Origin of the sequence: Haloplanus sp. GCM10025708 (genome assembly GCF_042663985.1) — an archaeon.
Taxonomy (GTDB): Archaea; Halobacteriota; Halobacteria; order Halobacteriales; family Haloferacaceae; genus Salinirarus; species Salinirarus marinus.
This window is the reverse complement of sequence record NZ_JBHSZA010000011.1, coordinates 31,079-46,055: the sequence shown is the minus strand read 5'-3', so window position 1 is coordinate 46,055 and position 14,977 is coordinate 31,079. Positions and strand designations below refer to the sequence as shown.

Below are 14,977 nucleotides of genomic sequence, written 5' to 3'. Positions count from 1 at the left end.
CGGATATAAACCTACTCTTAATATTCTTAAATGATTCAATATCAAATCCCGATATAGAGGTCGGTTCGTGAAATAATAGTAGCACGGCGGACCCGGGTTTTGTATCCGGTCGAGCGTCGCCTCCGCGGACGACCGGTCGCGTTTCGTCCCGAGTCAGTGGACATAAAGTCCGAGAACCGCTGGATTCGACCATGCGACATCTCGGGCTGAAGGTCCGAATGGTCGTCGTCGGCAGCATCCTGTTCGGCTTCTACGCGCTACTCGCCGCCGTGGCGTTCGCCATGGGCGTGGGGCTCCCCATCGTCCTCGCCGGATCGGTGCTGTTCGTCGGCGTCCAGCACGTCCTCGGGAAGAAAGTCGCGCTCTGGAGCGTCGGCGCTGAGGAGCTGTCCGAAGAGCGACACCGGACGGTTCACGACCGGGTCGACCGCCTGAGCGACGAGATGGGTATCGAGAAACCCCGGCTGATGGTGGCCGACATGGGCGTGCCGAACGCCTTCGCGGTCGGGCGCAAGGGCGCGGGCGTCGTCGTCGTCTCGTCGGAACTCCTCCGGCTGCTCGAACCGGACGAACTGGAGGGCGTCCTCGCACACGAACTCGCGCACATCCGCAACCGGGACGTGGTGATGATGGTCCTCGGACAGAGCATCGCGTCGCTCGTCGGCATCGCCGTCCAGTGGAGCATCTTGCTCACCGGCGACAACGACATCGCGGACTTCGCCCTGAGCATGGTCGCCGGAACGCTGAGCCAGTTGGTCGTGATGGTGTTCGTCCTCGCCATCTCGCGCTACCGCGAGTACGTCGCCGACAGCGACGCCGCGGACGCCATCGGCGGCGGCGACCCCTCGCTCGCGCCCTGGAGAAGATCCAGCGCGGCGCACGGGGCGGCGCGGACGTCGAATCGAACGTGAACGCCCTCTGTATTTTCGGTGGAGAGCGCGGTCTCCTGCGCTCCCTGTTTGCGACGCATCCGCCGGTCGAGAAGCGCATCGACCGCCTCCGGGAGTGAACGCGGCGACGATGGATCGACGCCGTCGGCTCTTCGCGGCCGCCCTCGGCGTCGGGGCGGGGGCGATCAGTCTCTCGCACAGTCGCGTCCCCGACGGCGTGCCGTTCTCGCCGGTGGTCGCCCGCGGTCGCGTCGGTGCGGACTTCGTCGACCGAACCGAGCTCGCCGCCGAGGGGACGGTTCGCGGCGAGATGGACGACCTGTCGGCCTACGCACGGCCGGGGTTCGACCCCGACGCCGTTGCCCCCGCAGTCCGCCGCTTCTACGAGGAGACGGCCGACTACCGGATGGCCTACCGCGTGCGGTGGCACCGCGGCTTCCGCCTCGGCGCGGCCGCTGCTACCCGGCTCACGAGTCGCCTCCGTCAGCTGAACCTCCCCGGCCCGGGCGACGCGGAGGTGCGTCACCTCGAGAGCCGTTTCGTCCCGCTCCGCACCGACTGTGACCCGCGCGACGGTGCGCGGGCGTGGATTCGAACCGATGCCGCGACGGGAAACGCCGTCTTCGTCGCCCTTTATGCGAGCCACGTCCACGACGGGATCCGCGACGTCAACATCGCCGTTCCGCTCCCGTACTGTAATCTGAGCACCGTGCTCCGTCCGGAACAGCTCGACGCGGGCGGCGTCGAACTCACCACGCGCCGTCCCGGCCACCCCGGCCTCTACCTCGTGACCCGCCGCGGAGCGGCCGCCGCGCCGATGGACCAGCGATTCCGAGTGTGGCCCTCGACGGCCGACGCACCCGCCCCCGACAGCGTACGGTCGCTCGCGCGTCGAGTCGACCGCGATACGTCGGACGACTGCGACGCGGTGCTCGCCCGCCACGCGATGTGGGTCCTCGGCCAGCGATTTCTCACCGTCGACTACGTCGCCGGGCGGTCGCCTTTAAGTCGTTCTCGTCACAACGGAGAGATATAGAGGGCGTTCGCGGGCGCTTCGTTTTCGACGACGCCGCTACAGTCAAGGTCACGACGCCGCTGTACGGAACCATGGGCGAATACTACGTCACCTGTGACGGACGGCGAGTCGACGGGCCGTTCGAGACGCGCGCCGAGGCCAAACGGGTCGCCGCCGACCGGAACGCACACGACGTCGGCACCCACTACGCGGTGACGAAAGTCGCGTGAGTCGGGGGACCCGCGTTCCTTTAAGTCGTTCTCGTCACAACGGGAAGATATAGAGGGAGTTTCTCGCGGGAACCGCACGCTTCGAGCGCTCGCGCCGCCGGGCGTGCCGGCCGCCGCGCCCGCGACCGAAGTTTGAACTACGGCGAGCGACGAGTCCGTACCGAATGACCGACCGCGGAATCCCGACTCGCTCGCGGCCGTCGGCAAACTCGGCGGAGCAGCACGCTCGTCTCGACGTTCGTCCGGGTTCGGGCGCGCTCGCGCGGTCCGCGGCCAACCGCGACGTCCACACGCGGCGCTGGGGCGTCGTCTCGCCCGCGGCGACGCTCATCGGTCGCGCGGAGTCGCCGTCCGCGGACGTCTCCGAGACGGTACGGCAGTTACACGACGAGCGCCACGCCGCGATGGCGGGTCACGGCGAACGGATGCACCGCCTCGACAAACTCCGCATCACCCACGCGCTGTGCAGTCACCTGTCGCTGACGCCGTGGCAGCGTGACCGCGCCCTCGGTATCGTCCGCGACCTGGACTTCTCGGCGTTCGGCAGCCAGCGCGCGATCGAGAAGGTGGCGCTGGTCGCCATCCGCTACGTCGTCGACGACGACCGGAAACGACGGCTCGGCCTGCACGACACCGAGTGGGTGAACGACCGCTCGCCCGAGGAGTTGCAGTCGCTGTACGACCGCTTCGACTCCGTCAAAGACGAGGCCGCCTTCGAGGACCTCCTGGACGCCCACGACCTGGACAAGACGAGTCTGAACCGCCTCCACCGGACGCTCCGCGAGGAGGTCGAGTCGCGGGGCGTCGGCGGGGTCGCTCTCGGGCGAAACCCGTATCGCGACCCGAACCTGCCGGACGTGCGGGACCGCGAACGGACGACCGAATCGGACGAGTAACGCCCCGCGCCGGGGCAACTGCGTACGCGACAACGGCCGCGTTCGGCGCGACGGGACCGCCGTCGGGGACGCGGGAATCCCCCGACGCGTCCGGCTTCGGCGTCGCGGGCGCGAACGACTCGGCGATCGTCGCCGAAAGTCCGTACGGCCGACGGACGCCGAACGCGGGGCGCAGGTCAGGCTTCGAGCGGCGCTTCGAGTTTGGCCACGTCGAGGCGGAGTTCGTTGGTGCCTTCGTCGAAGGACTCGACCTGGCCGGCGACGACGAGACGCGTCCGCGGCGTGGGGCCGACGACGACGGCGTCGCCGACTTCGAACTGCGTGACCGGCTGATCGAGCGTGAGCCGGGCACGACACTCCTCCGGATGATTGACGTCGACGAAGTCGATCTCGTCGACGACGACGTCCCGACGTTCGTATTCGCGCGCGAGGACGAGCGATTCGGCGTCGTCCAGCGACTGCTCGTCGAGCGCCTCGTAGGCGTTCACCGTGGGCTTGTATCCGCCACCGGGACCGGGGATGCCCTCGACCAGATTGAGCGCGGTGAGGCTCTGCATCTGTCCGCGAACTGATCCCGTCGTCCGCCCGACGGCCTCGGCGACGTCTTCACCCGTCATCGGTTCCTCCGTCGACCGGTATCCGTCGACGAGTTCGGCGAGGATCTCCTGTTGGCGATCGGTTAGCTCCATTCGAGTCACGCGGTACGGGTCAGGGGGAAATAGGTGTTCTGATTACTAACCAATCGTCGCCGATGTCACGATGTTCGTCGAATACTGATCCAATATTCAAAAATAACACCCTGATATAGTCCAAGAAGTAGACGGTCTTCGAATTACGCTACCTCGTCCCAGCGGCGTAGCACCTCGACGCACGTCTCGACGAACCACGCCATCCACGCGACGAACGCGAGGAGATAGATGCCGTATCTGAGGGCTGTGTTCGAGACGAACTGCACCGCGAGGCCGAACGCGACGAGCGCACAGAGGGCGGCGACGTTCCGTCGGTTGGGCCGGAGCGTCTCGCGGATTGCGTCGAGTAGCATGGTTTCGCGTCCGGTGAGTACGACCGCGTCGTACGCGGGCGTACGACCGGTTCCCCGAAAAACGCACCGACCGTCGCGCGGACGAACGTCGTCTACGGCGAGACCGGCAGTTCGGGGGCGTCGGCGATTTCCTCGACCGTCTGGGCGACGGTGAACAGCGTCCGTTCGTCGAAGTGACTCCCCACCAACTGCATCCCGACGGGGAACCCGTCGACGCTCCCACACGGCAGGGTCAACGCCGGGTGGTGCGTGTGATCGAAGGTGGCGGTGTTCCGGTGGTTCTCGACGATGCGTCCGACTCGCTCTACCCGACTCAACGACTCGTCTCGCTCGTAGGGCAACATCGGAATCGTCGGCATCACCAGCGCGTCACAGCGGTCGAGGTGCTCGTTCAACTGGCGCTCGAGTTCGAGGATGACGTTCTTGGCTTTGGCGTAGAACTCGATGCCGAACTCGTCGGCGAGATACGTCCCCACGATGAGCGAGTTTTTCGCCGTCGGCGGGAGTTCGTCCGCGCGGGACTCCTTGCGCGGTTCGAACGCGTCGATCAGATCCGACCAGTACCACCCGGTGTGGTGCGTTCCGACTCCCGCCTCCTCGACGAGTCGCGTTCCGCCCTGAATCTCCATCGGCGTGATGAGCGAGAGGATGTCCCGGTGGTAGTCGACGCTCACCGACTCGACGTTCGCGCCCCGGGATTCGAGCTCGTCGACGACGCCGCGAACCGTCCGGTCGACCGCCGGATTCGACTCGTCCCAGTCGAACCCTTCCTCGAGGACGCCGAGGGTCATCCCGTCGACGGCCTCGTCGAGAGCGGCGGTGTAGTCGTCAGCCGAGACGCCGCGGGGCTGTCTGGCGTCCATCTTGACGCCGTTCTGGCGGTCTTCGCCGGCGAGGACCTCCGTGGCGACCGCCGCGTCTTCGACGCTTTGTGTCATCGGTCCGACGTGGTCGATCGTCGGGTCGAGCGGGAAAATTCCCGTGTACGGGACGAGCCCGGTCGTCGGTTTGAGGCCGACGATGCCACACCACGACGCCGGAATGCGAATCGATCCGCCCTGATCGCCGCCGAGGGCGATGTCGCACTCGCCGAGTGCGACGGCCGCCCCGCTCCCGCTCGACGATCCGCCAGCCAGTCGCGACGGGTCGTGCGGGTTGGGGACGGTGCCGTAGTCCGAGATGTCGCTGGAACCCGACCAGGCGAACGCCTCCATGTTCAGCTTCCCGGAGATGGTCGCCCCGGCGTCGAGCAGCCGAGTGACTACCGTCGCGTCGATCTGCGGGGCGTATCCCCGCAGCAGACGCGATCCACAGGTCATCTCGTAGCCCGCGAGCGCGATGTTGTCTTTCAGTCCGACCGTCCGCCCCGCGAGCGGTCCGCGTTCGTCCCCTTCGACGGTGCATTTCGTAATCCAGACGTTACACGGGTTGTCGTCGTCCGTCGGCCGGTGTCCCGCCGGGCGGTCCGTGTACGTGCGGCGGTGGAGTTCGAACTCGGGGGACGGAAGCTCCACGATGCGTTCGACGTCGGCTAACGCGCCGTCGAGGAGTTCGGCGTAATCCGCCAGTTCCTCGTCGGTCAACTCCAGCCCCAACTGTTCGGCGATGGCCGCCACCCGTTCCGGCGGCGGGCGATGGATCGTGGGATACGTTTCGGACGGCATCGTTACACCGTGATGTGTTGCTGGACGACCTCCGAATCCCGGAGCTCGTCCGGCGGGAGTTCGTTGACGATTTCGCCGGTCTCGATCACGTAACACCGTTCCGTGGTGTTGATGGTGAACTCGAGGTGCTGTTCGACGAAGAAGATCGTCGTCCCGATGTCGTCGTTGATCTCTTTGACGGCGTCGCTGATCTCTTCGACGATGGTCGGCTGGACGCCCTCCGAGGGTTCGTCCAGCAGGAGGAGGTCCGGCGCTCCGACCAGCGCGCGAGCGATGGCCAGCATCTGCTGTTCCCCACCGCTCATCGTACCCGCTCGCTGCTGGCGGCGCTCGTCCAGGATCGGGAAGTAGTCGTACATCTCTTCGAACAGTTCTTCGTCGCTGCGTTCGTTGACCAAGCGGCCGACCTTGAGGTTCTCGTGGACGGTGAGGCGGGGGAATATTTCCTTGTCCTGCGGGACGTAGCCGATGCCGCGTCGGGCGCGGCGCTCCGCCGGATCGTCGGTGACGGCCTCACCGCGGAAGCTGATCTCGCCGCTCGTGGGCGAGAGCAACCCGATGATCGTCTTCATCAGCGTCGACTTCCCGGCCCCGTTACGGCCGATGAGGGAGACGATTTCCCCTCCTGAATGTCCATGGAGATGTCGTGGAGGACGGGCGTTCGCCCGTAGCCCGCGTTGACGTCTTCCAGAGCGAGCAGGCTCATGCCGAACCCTCCGCGGCTTTCCCGAGGTAGATCCGTTTGACGTCCTCGTCGGCGGTGATCTCCTCGACGGTTCCCTCGGTGAAGATCCGACCCTGGTGTAACACCGTCACGCGGTCCGCGATCTGTCTGACGAGGTTGATGTCGTGTTCGACGACCAGAATCGTGACCCCCTCGTCGACGAGGTCCTGAATCAGTTCGCCGGTCTCCTGGGTCTCCTCGACGGTCATTCCGGCCGTCGGCTCGTCCAGCAACAGTAGCTTCGGATCGGTCGCCATCGCCATGGCGATTTCGAGCCACTGCTGGTCCCCGTGGGCCAGACTCCCCGCGCGCTCCGTGCGGCGGTCCGACAACCCGATGATGTCGAGTAGTTCCTCGACTCGGTCGGTCGCCTCCTGACCGCTGCGTATCCGCTGGGTGGGAACCCGGAGGTTCTGTTCGACCGTGAGCGCCTGATACGTGCTGATCTGCTGGAACTTCAGACTCATCCCCCGGCGAACCCGGTCGTGGGGTTCGAGGCCGGTGATGTCCTCCCCGTCGAATCGAACCGTTCCGCTCGTCGGGGAGTGTGCGCCCGTCACCAGTTTGAGGAACGTGCTCTTGCCCGCCCCGTTCGGCCCGATGAGGCAGCGGAGTTCGCCTTCGGGTAACTCGAAGTCGACGTCGTCGACGGCGGTCAGTCCGCCGAATCGTTTCGTCAGCCCGTCCGTCTCGAGGATGAGTCGCTCGTCCGTCTCGGATGTCGGTTGCTCTCGTGATGTCATGCGTCGACCTCCGCGGATCGCCTGCTGTCGGATTCGGCCGCGCCCTGTTTGCGGTCCTCCCACCAGTTCACGATGGCCGGAATCAGCCCGTCCGGGAAGAAGAGGACGACGAGCACGAACACGGCTCCGAGGAAGATGTTCGTGTAGCCGCTGCCGACCGTCGACAACTTCGTCGACATCGACTGCAGGGCGTAGGCCGCAACTATCGGTCCGATGAGCGTATCGCGACCGCCCACCGTGACCCAGATGATCGGCAGCGACGCGAGCGTCAGTCCCATGATGCTCGGGTCGATGAAGTTCCCCACGCGGCGTAGAGCGCGCCGGCGAACCCGGCGAGGCTGGCGGTGAGCGAGAACGATATCAGTTTCAGATTCCGGACGTCGTAGCCGAACATTCGAGTCCTGTCTTCGTCCTCCCGAATCGCGAGGAGCACGTAGCCGTAGTAGGAGTTCAGGAGGATCCTGAGCCCGAGATACGTCGCGACGAGGAGGGCCGCGACGAGGTAGTACTGGACGGTGATCCCCAGCTTGAACGACATCGGTCCGGCACCCAACGTCAGCGACGGGATGCCGGTAATGCCGTTGTTCCCCCGAGTTCCGCCGCGCCGATGGTCGTGTTCGTCGTCCGGGTGAGGATGAGATTCCCGGTCAGCGCGACGGCGAGAGTGAGGATAGCGACGTAGAGGCCGCTGATCTCGCCGTAGAACATGAAATAGCCGAGCAACGCGCTGGCGATCGCGGCGACGACGACGGCGGCGACGATCGCGACGTTCGTCCCGCCGGTGACGTCGATGAGGGTGATCCCGACGATGCCGAAGGTGTAGCCACCGACGCCGAAGAAGGCCGTCTGTCCGAAGTTGAAGATCCCGGTGTAGCCCCAGACGACCGCGAGGCTGAGCGCGAGGAGAATCCAGATGAAGTAGTTGGTGTTGACCTTGAGGATATACGGGTTCGTAAAGAGCGGGTAGACGAAGACGACGCCGACGACGACGAGAAACCCGTACCAGAACTTCGTCGAGTTCCCGAGGGTGTTTTGCCCTTCGAGCAGATCGCGGACGCGAGCGATGCGGCCCGTCGACTCGTCGGTGACGTCCTCAGTCACGGCGCTCCACCTCGGTTCGGACGGCGAGCGCGTTCTCAGTCACGCGTAACCACCCCTGAGATGCCTTCCGGCAGGATGCGAATGATGAGAATCGTCGTGACGAGGAGCGCGACGCGGCCGCCGAGCGTTCCGAAGATCTGGGACGCTGGCGTCTGAATGAACCCCAGCGACAGCGCGGCCCCCGAGGTGCCGACGATGACGTTCGCGCCGCCGACGATGACGGTGACGAACGCCTTGACGATGTAGTCGCTCCCCATCGACGGTGTCAACACCGTCAGCGGGGCGAACAGGCCGCCCGCGACGCCGGAGAGCACCGATCCGAAGAAGAACGTCAGCATGTAGACGCGGTCGGTCTGGACGCCCAAACTCCGCGCCATGTCCTTGTTCTGCATCGCGGCACGCGCCTGCAGTCCGTAGTCGGTGTACATGAGGATGACGTAGGCGAGAGCGAACAGTGCGATGGCCGCAAACCCGAGCACGATTTTGTACATCGAGGCGCTGAATCCCCCGTACTGGAAGGTTCCGAACGGAACCGGAACGCCGGCGAACGAGCCGCCGAACTGGATCCGGACCACCTGCGTCAGTATGAGGCTCAATCCCCAGGTGGCGACCAGCGTGTCGATCAGCCGGTCGTACATGTGGCGGATGAGCAGGCGCTCGACGACGAGTCCGAAGACGCCCGTCGCGAGTCCGCCGACGCCGATCGCCGCGATCAGCGGGAGTCCGAACTGGTAGGCCATCGAGGTCGAGTACGCGCCGATCATGATGAACTCCCCGTGGGCGAAGTTGATGATGCCCATGATGCCGAAGATGATGGCGAGGCCGATGCCCGCCAGTGCGAGCGTCCCGAAGAAACTCAGCATCAACACGAGGAATCGGAAAAGTTCCTCGACGACTGCCATTAAGCGAGATCACCCTCGTCAGGAGTCAGATACTCCGTCTTCGGGTCGTCCCACGTGCTGTCTTCGACCAGGTTACACTGGTTGCGGAACCACTCGCTCGTCTGGACGTTCTCGGCGATCGGCTGATCCGTCTCGTTGCCGCCCTGGTCGAGGAAGGTGATGCTGTGGTCGTCGTTGACCTTCGCGAGCCACATGTTCTGCGTGGCGTGGTGCGTCTCGCCGTTGAACGTGATCGTCCCTTTCGGCGATTCGAGTTCGAGACCGTCCTCGTAGGCCGCGAGAACCTCCTGCTGATCGACGGTGCCCGCTTTCTCGACTGCCTTCCAGTAGAACCTGATCGCGTTCCACGCGTCCGCGATCGAGAGGAAGACGTACCCGCCGTTCTCCTTCGTGTAATCCGGGTTGTTCTCCTGGAACTTCTGGACGAACTGCCGGTTTCGCTCGGTGGGAATCTCCTGGAAGTAGCTGAAACAGGAGTACGTGTCGGACATCACCGGCGGCTCGAATTTGACGTGTTCGTACGTCCCCGCGATGTTCGCGAGCGACCCGTACGGGAGGTCTACTCCGGCGGATTCGGCCTGCTTGAAAAAGGACAGCTGCGACGAGCCGACGAGCAGGCTGAGGATCCAGTCGGGGTCCTCCTCTTTGATGCGGTTTATCGTCGAGCCGAACTCGGAGACTTCGAGCGGGATGAACTCCTCGCCGACCGGCTCGGCCCCGTTCTCTTGGGCGTAATGTCGCGCGTAGCGGTTGCTGACGCGCCCGTAGTTGTAGTCCGCGACGAGCGCGTAGTAGTCGGAGCCGAAGTTCTCGACCATGAAGTCGATCAGGGGGCGCTGCTGGGAGGTGAGGGTCGTGTTGAGGACCATGAACTCGTCGCAGACGCCGCCCTCGTACCAGTCGTTGTAGCTGAACAGCTGTTTGTTCTCGTCGACGATCGGACGGAGCGCCTCCCGGTTCGAGCTCAGCAGCGCTCCGAAGATCATGTCGACGTCGTCCTGCTGGATGAGCTTCCGGGTCAGGTTCTTGTACTTCGTGTTGTCGCCCGCGGGGTTGTAGTCGATCCACTCGACTTCCCGGTCGAGGAGCGTGTGATTCTGCTCTTCGAGCCACATCTTCGTGGCCGCGTCCTTCCCCTTGCCGACGAATCCCATGGGGCCGCTGTTGTCGTAGAGCGTCCCGATCTTGATCGGCTCTGCGCCGCCTCCACCGCCGAACTGTCCCGTACAGCCGGCGATCGAGACCGCGCCCGTACTCACCGCGACGGATTTCAGGAACCGACGTCGGGTGTTCCCGCTCTGACCGGTCGGGTCGCCTTTCTCGGTGCTATCGCTTGCGGTTGTCTCTCGTGACATCGGTTCGCCTATCTACCATAGCGCCATTTAAATTTGCTGATCCACCATCTCGATTATCAGAGTAATTTAGCGACAGGAGCCGACATTAGCAAAATTGTGTCACTATATCGCCAAACCTAGAACAAAGATCAATATTTCCGGTCGACGGCCGACGGCTCCTCACCCGTCGGCGTCGAGGACGGCGTCCCGCGCTTCCGGAGTGAGGTTCGCCACCACCGCGGCGTCGCTGTCGAACTCCTGCATCACGAACTTCGACGACGTCTCGTTGACGCCCTCGAGCGCGACGACGCGGTCGACGAGGTCGTTCAACTGATCGCGCGTCTGGACGCGGCTCAGAACGACGAAATCGACGTCGCCCATCGTGTAGTAGACCCGTTCGACCCCGCGGATATCGACCAGTTTCTCGCCGATGTTCTGTGAGTAGCCCGTCTCGTGAGTGACCGAAACGTCGGTGATCGCGACCATCTCCAGGCCGAACGCGAGCGGGTCGACGTCGGCAGTGACGCCCTCGATGACGCCTTTCTCCTTGAGTTTGTTCAGTCGGTAGTGGATCGCGGACTGGGAGATGTCGAGTTCGTCCGAGAGCGTCTTCAGGCTGACGTCGAAATCGTCCTCGATTCGTTCGAGGATGGCGAGGTCGGTCTCGTCGAGGTCGGGTATCGACCGTAATGTGTCGTTCATAGGAGAGAGAACTTCGGACGAAGCGCCTACGTCGTAGAGACCGAATCCATGGCGGCGTCGGAGACTTCGAGCGCGGCGTCGATCGCGTCGATCGCCTCGTCGATTTCGTCTTCGGTGATCGTCAACGGCGGCGCGATGATCAGGGTGTTGATCATGTTCGCGACGTACGTGCCGTGTTCTTTGGCCCGCGCGGACACCTCGTCGACGACCGTGCTACCGGGGCTGATCTTGTCCTCTCGCGTACCGAACGGGACGCGTTTCTCCGGGTGTTTCGTGAGTTCGATGCCGCGGAACAGACCGACGCCTCGCGTGTCGCCGACGCTCGGATGTTTCTCCGCGAGGTCCTCGATCCGCTCGCCGAGGTACTCGCCCACCTCGCTCGCGCGTTCGATGAGGTTCTCCTCGCGGTAGGTGTCGATCGCCGCGTTCCCCGCCGCGACGGCCGCGGGATGGCCGGCGTACGTGTGGCCGTGACAGAACATGTTCTCCTCGAAATGCTCGGCGATCTCGGAGGTGACGATCGTCGCGCCGAGCGGCTGGTAAGCGCCGGTCAGCCCTTTCGCCATCGTCATGATGTCGGGTTCGACGTCGAAGACGTCGCAGCCGAACCACTCGCCGGTCCGGCCGAATCCGGCCATCACCTCGTCGCAGATGAGCAGAGCCCCGTGATCGTGGGCGATCTCTTTGAGTCGCGGGAGATACTCGTCCGGCGGCACGAGGATGCCGTTCGAACCCACGATCGGTTCGACGAGCACCGCGGCGACCGTATCGCCCTCGAGTTCGAGCATCTCGTCGATGTATTCGACGCTCTGGCCTTGTTGAAACCCTTGCTGGCAAACATGATGGACGAGTAGTCTGAGACAGGATGGTTTCCCTTCCGAAGTCACGTCTCCTCCGTTTCGTTGAACGAGCTATAGTGCTGGCTCGCCGTACCGTTTCTCGGTTTTCGACTCGATATTCACGGAAGCGATTCACGCTCCGCCAGCACGTCGTTCTGCTCTGTCTCAAGGTGAAGAAGACGACCACCTACCGCGACCTCGTTGATGAGCTCATCGAGATGCCTCGCATTCGTGACGCCCTTGATCTCGATTCGATCCCCGCGCCCTCGACACTTTGCAAGGCTTTCGACCGCTTAGAGATGGCCGTCTGGCGGGTTCTGCTGAACGGTTCACTTGCGGACGTGCCGCTGAACGGTGTCATCGGCATTGATGCGTCCGGATTCGAGCGGGCGCATGCATCAACTCACTACACGAAGCGAACCAACCTCACCATACAGCAATTGAAGACGACGCTGTTGGTCGATACAGCGACCAACGCCATTCTCGATGTTCACGTGACGACAACGCGAAAGCACGATACGCAGATTGCACCACAGGTAGTGAAACGGAACGCACAGTACATCTCGATCTTGACCGGTGACAGGGGCTACGACGACCAGAAGCTCCGGCAACTCGCCCGGGAGCTCGATATTCGCCCGGTCATCAAGCACCGCGAGTTCACACCCCTCCACAAGGCGTGGAATGCCCGACTGGACAGCGATCTCTACAATCGACGAAACATGAACGAGACAGTCAACGCGGCGATTAAGCAGAAATTCGGCGCGTTCGTGCGGTCGCGCCGCTGGTGGAAGCAATTCCGCGAACTCGTCATCAAGTGCGTCGTGTATAACATCGAGCGGGCGTTCGCAGTCGCCGAGAACAACTGTGGATCGGCGTAGTGCCGATACCGACGGATGGTGAAGAGACGTGGTAGCTTTGCTGAAACCACGTCGCAGTAATTCGACAATCATGCTACAACACCCACAACCATTTCCCTCTCGGGAACCAAGACACCGTACGGAGCCCAGCACACACTGTGCGTTTAGCCCCAACGGTGGGCGCTGCTTGAAACGGGAGTACCCGTTCGCAGTCATCCATTTCTCTTCGCGCATCGGTTGCGCGGAACGCATCACCAGGTGACGCGTTTCGCAACAAGAGCGATCAGCAAATGTCAGCAAAAAAATCGAGGGGAATGGCGGATCACTGAGTGAACTGTTCGAGATTCTCAGCCACGAGTACCGCCGCCGCATTCTCATGGCTGTTGCAGAGCAAAACCCGCAGGATGAGGACGACATCGCATCGGAGTTGAGCGCGGATGGGCACGAGGAAGATGGTGACGCGCTGACACACTACACCTGCAACTCTATCACGCCCATCTCCCAAAACTGGCCGATGCAGGATTCGTCGATTGGGATCGGGATACCGGGACTATCACACGCGGCCCACAGTTCGAGGAGATCGAGCCCCTTCTCAGATTGATGCACGACCATCAGGACGAGTTGCCAACCGGCTGGCCGTAACCTTCTACAGTTGGTTTAGTGAGCGTCGTCTTCAATAAGAAGGGAATAGATCTCGGCAGAATGGGCTGAGTTGTCATCACCAGAGGGTTTCAACAAGGCCGACGCTCTCCATCGGATCGAGCGTCGACCCGTAGGCGTACGGGTCGGGGGCCTTGATCGTCCCCGGAATCCCCGGCTCCGCTTTCAGTCGGCGGGGGTCGCCAGTGACGCTGATCGAACCGTAGGTCGCGCCGTGATACGAGCGGTAGCGCGAGACGATTTTCTGCTTGCCGGTGTAGGCGCGCGCGATCTTTATCGCCGCTTCGGTCGCTTCCGTTCCGCTCGTCGAGAAGAACGTCTTCGAGAGGTCACCCGGCGTCACCTCCGCGAGCTTCCGGCCGAGTTCCGAACGGGCCTCGGTCGTGTAGTTCGGCGCGATGTACGCCGTCTCGCGTACCTGCTCGTCGATCGCGTCCGCGACGGCGTCGGCCGAGTGGCCGAGGTTCGAACACATCAACTGACCCGAAAAGTCGATATACTCGTCGCCGGCCGCCGTCGTGAAGCGAACGCCGTCCGAGTCGACGACCTGGGTCGGACTCACCTCCTTCTGGAACGACCACGTCCCAAAGACGTGCTCTTTGTCCGTCTGCTCGACTTCGTTCAGTTCTGAACCGCTCGTAGGCTCTTGTTCCGACATGCTATATGCCAATCACTGATCCACCCCTGATTAATCTTTGGCTAAACCATGAAACAATGAAATTTGATTCAATTAATCCGCTCTGAATAGTGCGTTCAGCCCCATTTTCTCGTTTCTTCGGAAATATAATCCATCTCGTGGCGAGCGGAGCGACGGCGACGGGACGGACCGCTCCGCTGGAACGCCGTCCGCTCGGCGGGTCCGGGAGCGACGGTGGATCGGGGGTCGACGCCCGCGTTCACGACGCGTCCGTGCACCCCAGGAACGTGAGTCGAGGCGACGCTCCCGTTGACGCCCCAGTAGACGTACGTCGCCGACGCGTGGCCGCGGGCGCTCCGGGCGGTGACGTCGAACGCCGCAGCGACGACGACGGTCTGGTTCGCCCGCGACTGCGCGACGACGCCGCCGGTGGCCGCGCACGGTTCGAACTCGCGCAGTTCCCCGCCGGGACAGTGCGTCTCGGCGAACCGATCGGCCGCCGTGTCGTTGAACGCGACGGCGTAGTCGACCCCGTCGAGCGCCGGCGTCGTCCAGTCGGCGCAGGTCGGCGGCGAGTCGGTCACGGACCCGCGTCGCGACGACGTCTTCGCTGCCGTTCGCGTACTGGCCCGCCGTGGCAGCCGTGGCCGCCCGGACCGACCGCTGGAGATAGCCGTCGGCGTCCGCGAGGGCGTCGGCGTCGTCGACGCTCGACCGGACGTCGGGATGGTGTCCCAACTG

At 63.8% G+C, this 14,977-nt stretch carries 15 protein-coding genes and 4 pseudogenes; 5 read left to right on the top strand and 14 right to left on the bottom strand.

Annotation, left to right across the window (positions count from 1 at the left end; all coding sequences use genetic code 11):
• Positions 1-191: 191 nt before the first annotated feature.
• The 4 genes and pseudogenes from ACFQJD_RS03095 to ACFQJD_RS03080 all read left to right on the top strand — a co-directional run bounded on the left by ACFQJD_RS03095 (position 192) and on the right by ACFQJD_RS03080 (position 3,031).
• Positions 192-1,009: pseudogene (locus tag ACFQJD_RS03095) on the top strand (M48 family metalloprotease).
• Positions 1,006-1,926, top strand: a complete 921-nt coding sequence (locus ACFQJD_RS03090; protein WP_379796075.1) for a hypothetical protein — start codon at positions 1,006-1,008, stop codon at positions 1,924-1,926. The pseudogene ACFQJD_RS03095 and the gene ACFQJD_RS03090 overlap by 4 nt, the downstream one beginning before the upstream one ends.
• A 71-nt stretch (positions 1,927-1,997) precedes the next feature.
• On the top strand, positions 1,998-2,135 hold the full coding sequence (locus ACFQJD_RS03085; RefSeq protein WP_379796073.1) for a hypothetical protein: 138 nt from the start codon (positions 1,998-2,000) through the stop codon (positions 2,133-2,135).
• Positions 2,136-2,299: 164 nt separating this feature from the next.
• On the top strand, positions 2,300-3,031 hold the full coding sequence (locus ACFQJD_RS03080; protein WP_379796071.1) for a DNA-directed RNA polymerase subunit epsilon: 732 nt from the start codon (positions 2,300-2,302) through the stop codon (positions 3,029-3,031).
• 176 nt (positions 3,032-3,207) lie between these two features.
• On the opposite strand, the gene ACFQJD_RS03075 is transcribed toward ACFQJD_RS03080, so the two are convergent.
• The 12 genes and pseudogenes from ACFQJD_RS03075 to ACFQJD_RS03020 form a co-directional block, all read right to left on the bottom strand.
• Positions 3,208-3,720, bottom strand: coding sequence for a TrmB family transcriptional regulator (locus ACFQJD_RS03075; protein WP_379796069.1), 513 nt, complete (start codon positions 3,718-3,720; stop codon positions 3,208-3,210).
• A gap of 143 nt (positions 3,721-3,863) precedes the next feature.
• Positions 3,864-4,073 carry a hypothetical protein gene (locus tag ACFQJD_RS03070; protein WP_379796067.1) on the bottom strand — a complete coding sequence of 70 codons (210 nt, stop codon included), beginning with the start codon at positions 4,071-4,073 and terminating at the stop codon, positions 3,864-3,866.
• Positions 4,074-4,165: 92 nt separating this feature from the next.
• Positions 4,166-5,737: an amidase gene (locus ACFQJD_RS03065; protein WP_379796065.1), complete on the bottom strand. Its 1,572-nt coding sequence runs from the start codon at positions 5,735-5,737 to the stop codon at positions 4,166-4,168.
• 2 nt (positions 5,738-5,739) lie between these two features.
• A pseudogene (locus ACFQJD_RS03060) lies at positions 5,740-6,437 on the bottom strand (ABC transporter ATP-binding protein).
• A gap of 2 nt (positions 6,438-6,439) precedes the next feature.
• Positions 6,440-7,204: an ABC transporter ATP-binding protein gene (locus ACFQJD_RS03055; RefSeq protein WP_379796063.1), complete on the bottom strand. Its 765-nt coding sequence runs from the start codon at positions 7,202-7,204 to the stop codon at positions 6,440-6,442.
• Positions 7,201-7,482: a hypothetical protein gene (locus ACFQJD_RS03050; protein WP_379796061.1), complete on the bottom strand. Its 282-nt coding sequence runs from the start codon at positions 7,480-7,482 to the stop codon at positions 7,201-7,203. The genes ACFQJD_RS03055 and ACFQJD_RS03050 overlap by 4 nt, the downstream gene beginning before the upstream one ends.
• Positions 7,473-7,742, bottom strand: coding sequence for an ABC transporter permease subunit (locus ACFQJD_RS03045; protein ID WP_379796059.1), 270 nt, complete (start codon positions 7,740-7,742; stop codon positions 7,473-7,475). The genes ACFQJD_RS03050 and ACFQJD_RS03045 overlap by 10 nt, the downstream gene beginning before the upstream one ends.
• 17 nt (positions 7,743-7,759) lie before the next feature.
• Positions 7,760-8,305 carry an ABC transporter permease subunit gene (locus ACFQJD_RS03040; protein ID WP_379796057.1) on the bottom strand — a complete coding sequence of 182 codons (546 nt, stop codon included), beginning with the start codon at positions 8,303-8,305 and terminating at the stop codon, positions 7,760-7,762.
• A gap of 35 nt (positions 8,306-8,340) precedes the next feature.
• Positions 8,341-9,207, bottom strand: coding sequence for an ABC transporter permease subunit (locus tag ACFQJD_RS03035; protein WP_379796055.1), 867 nt, complete (start codon positions 9,205-9,207; stop codon positions 8,341-8,343).
• On the bottom strand, positions 9,207-10,562 hold the full coding sequence (locus ACFQJD_RS03030; RefSeq protein WP_379796053.1) for an ABC transporter substrate-binding protein: 1,356 nt from the start codon (positions 10,560-10,562) through the stop codon (positions 9,207-9,209). Before ACFQJD_RS03030 ends, ACFQJD_RS03035 begins: the two co-directional genes overlap by 1 nt.
• 159 nt (positions 10,563-10,721) lie before the next feature.
• Entirely contained in the window at positions 10,722-11,243 is a 522-nt protein-coding gene (locus tag ACFQJD_RS03025) for an Lrp/AsnC family transcriptional regulator (RefSeq protein WP_379796051.1), read from the bottom strand.
• Between the two features lie 26 nt (positions 11,244-11,269).
• Positions 11,270-12,055 (bottom strand): annotated as a pseudogene (locus ACFQJD_RS03020) (aminotransferase class III-fold pyridoxal phosphate-dependent enzyme); the annotation flags it as partial.
• A gap of 53 nt (positions 12,056-12,108) precedes the next feature.
• Here ACFQJD_RS03020 and ACFQJD_RS03015 point away from each other — a divergent pair.
• Entirely contained in the window at positions 12,109-12,960 is an 852-nt protein-coding gene (locus tag ACFQJD_RS03015) for an IS5 family transposase (protein ID WP_379795445.1), read from the top strand.
• Positions 12,961-13,663: 703 nt separating this feature from the next.
• On the opposite strand, the pseudogene ACFQJD_RS03010 reads toward ACFQJD_RS03015, so the two are convergent.
• Both ACFQJD_RS03010 and ACFQJD_RS03005 read right to left on the bottom strand, forming a co-directional pair.
• Positions 13,664-14,257: pseudogene (locus ACFQJD_RS03010) on the bottom strand (aminotransferase class III-fold pyridoxal phosphate-dependent enzyme); the annotation flags it as partial.
• A gap of 95 nt (positions 14,258-14,352) precedes the next feature.
• Positions 14,353-14,820, bottom strand: a complete 468-nt coding sequence (locus tag ACFQJD_RS03005; protein ID WP_379796049.1) for a DUF7261 family protein — start codon at positions 14,818-14,820, stop codon at positions 14,353-14,355.
• Positions 14,821-14,977 lie beyond the last annotated feature (157 nt).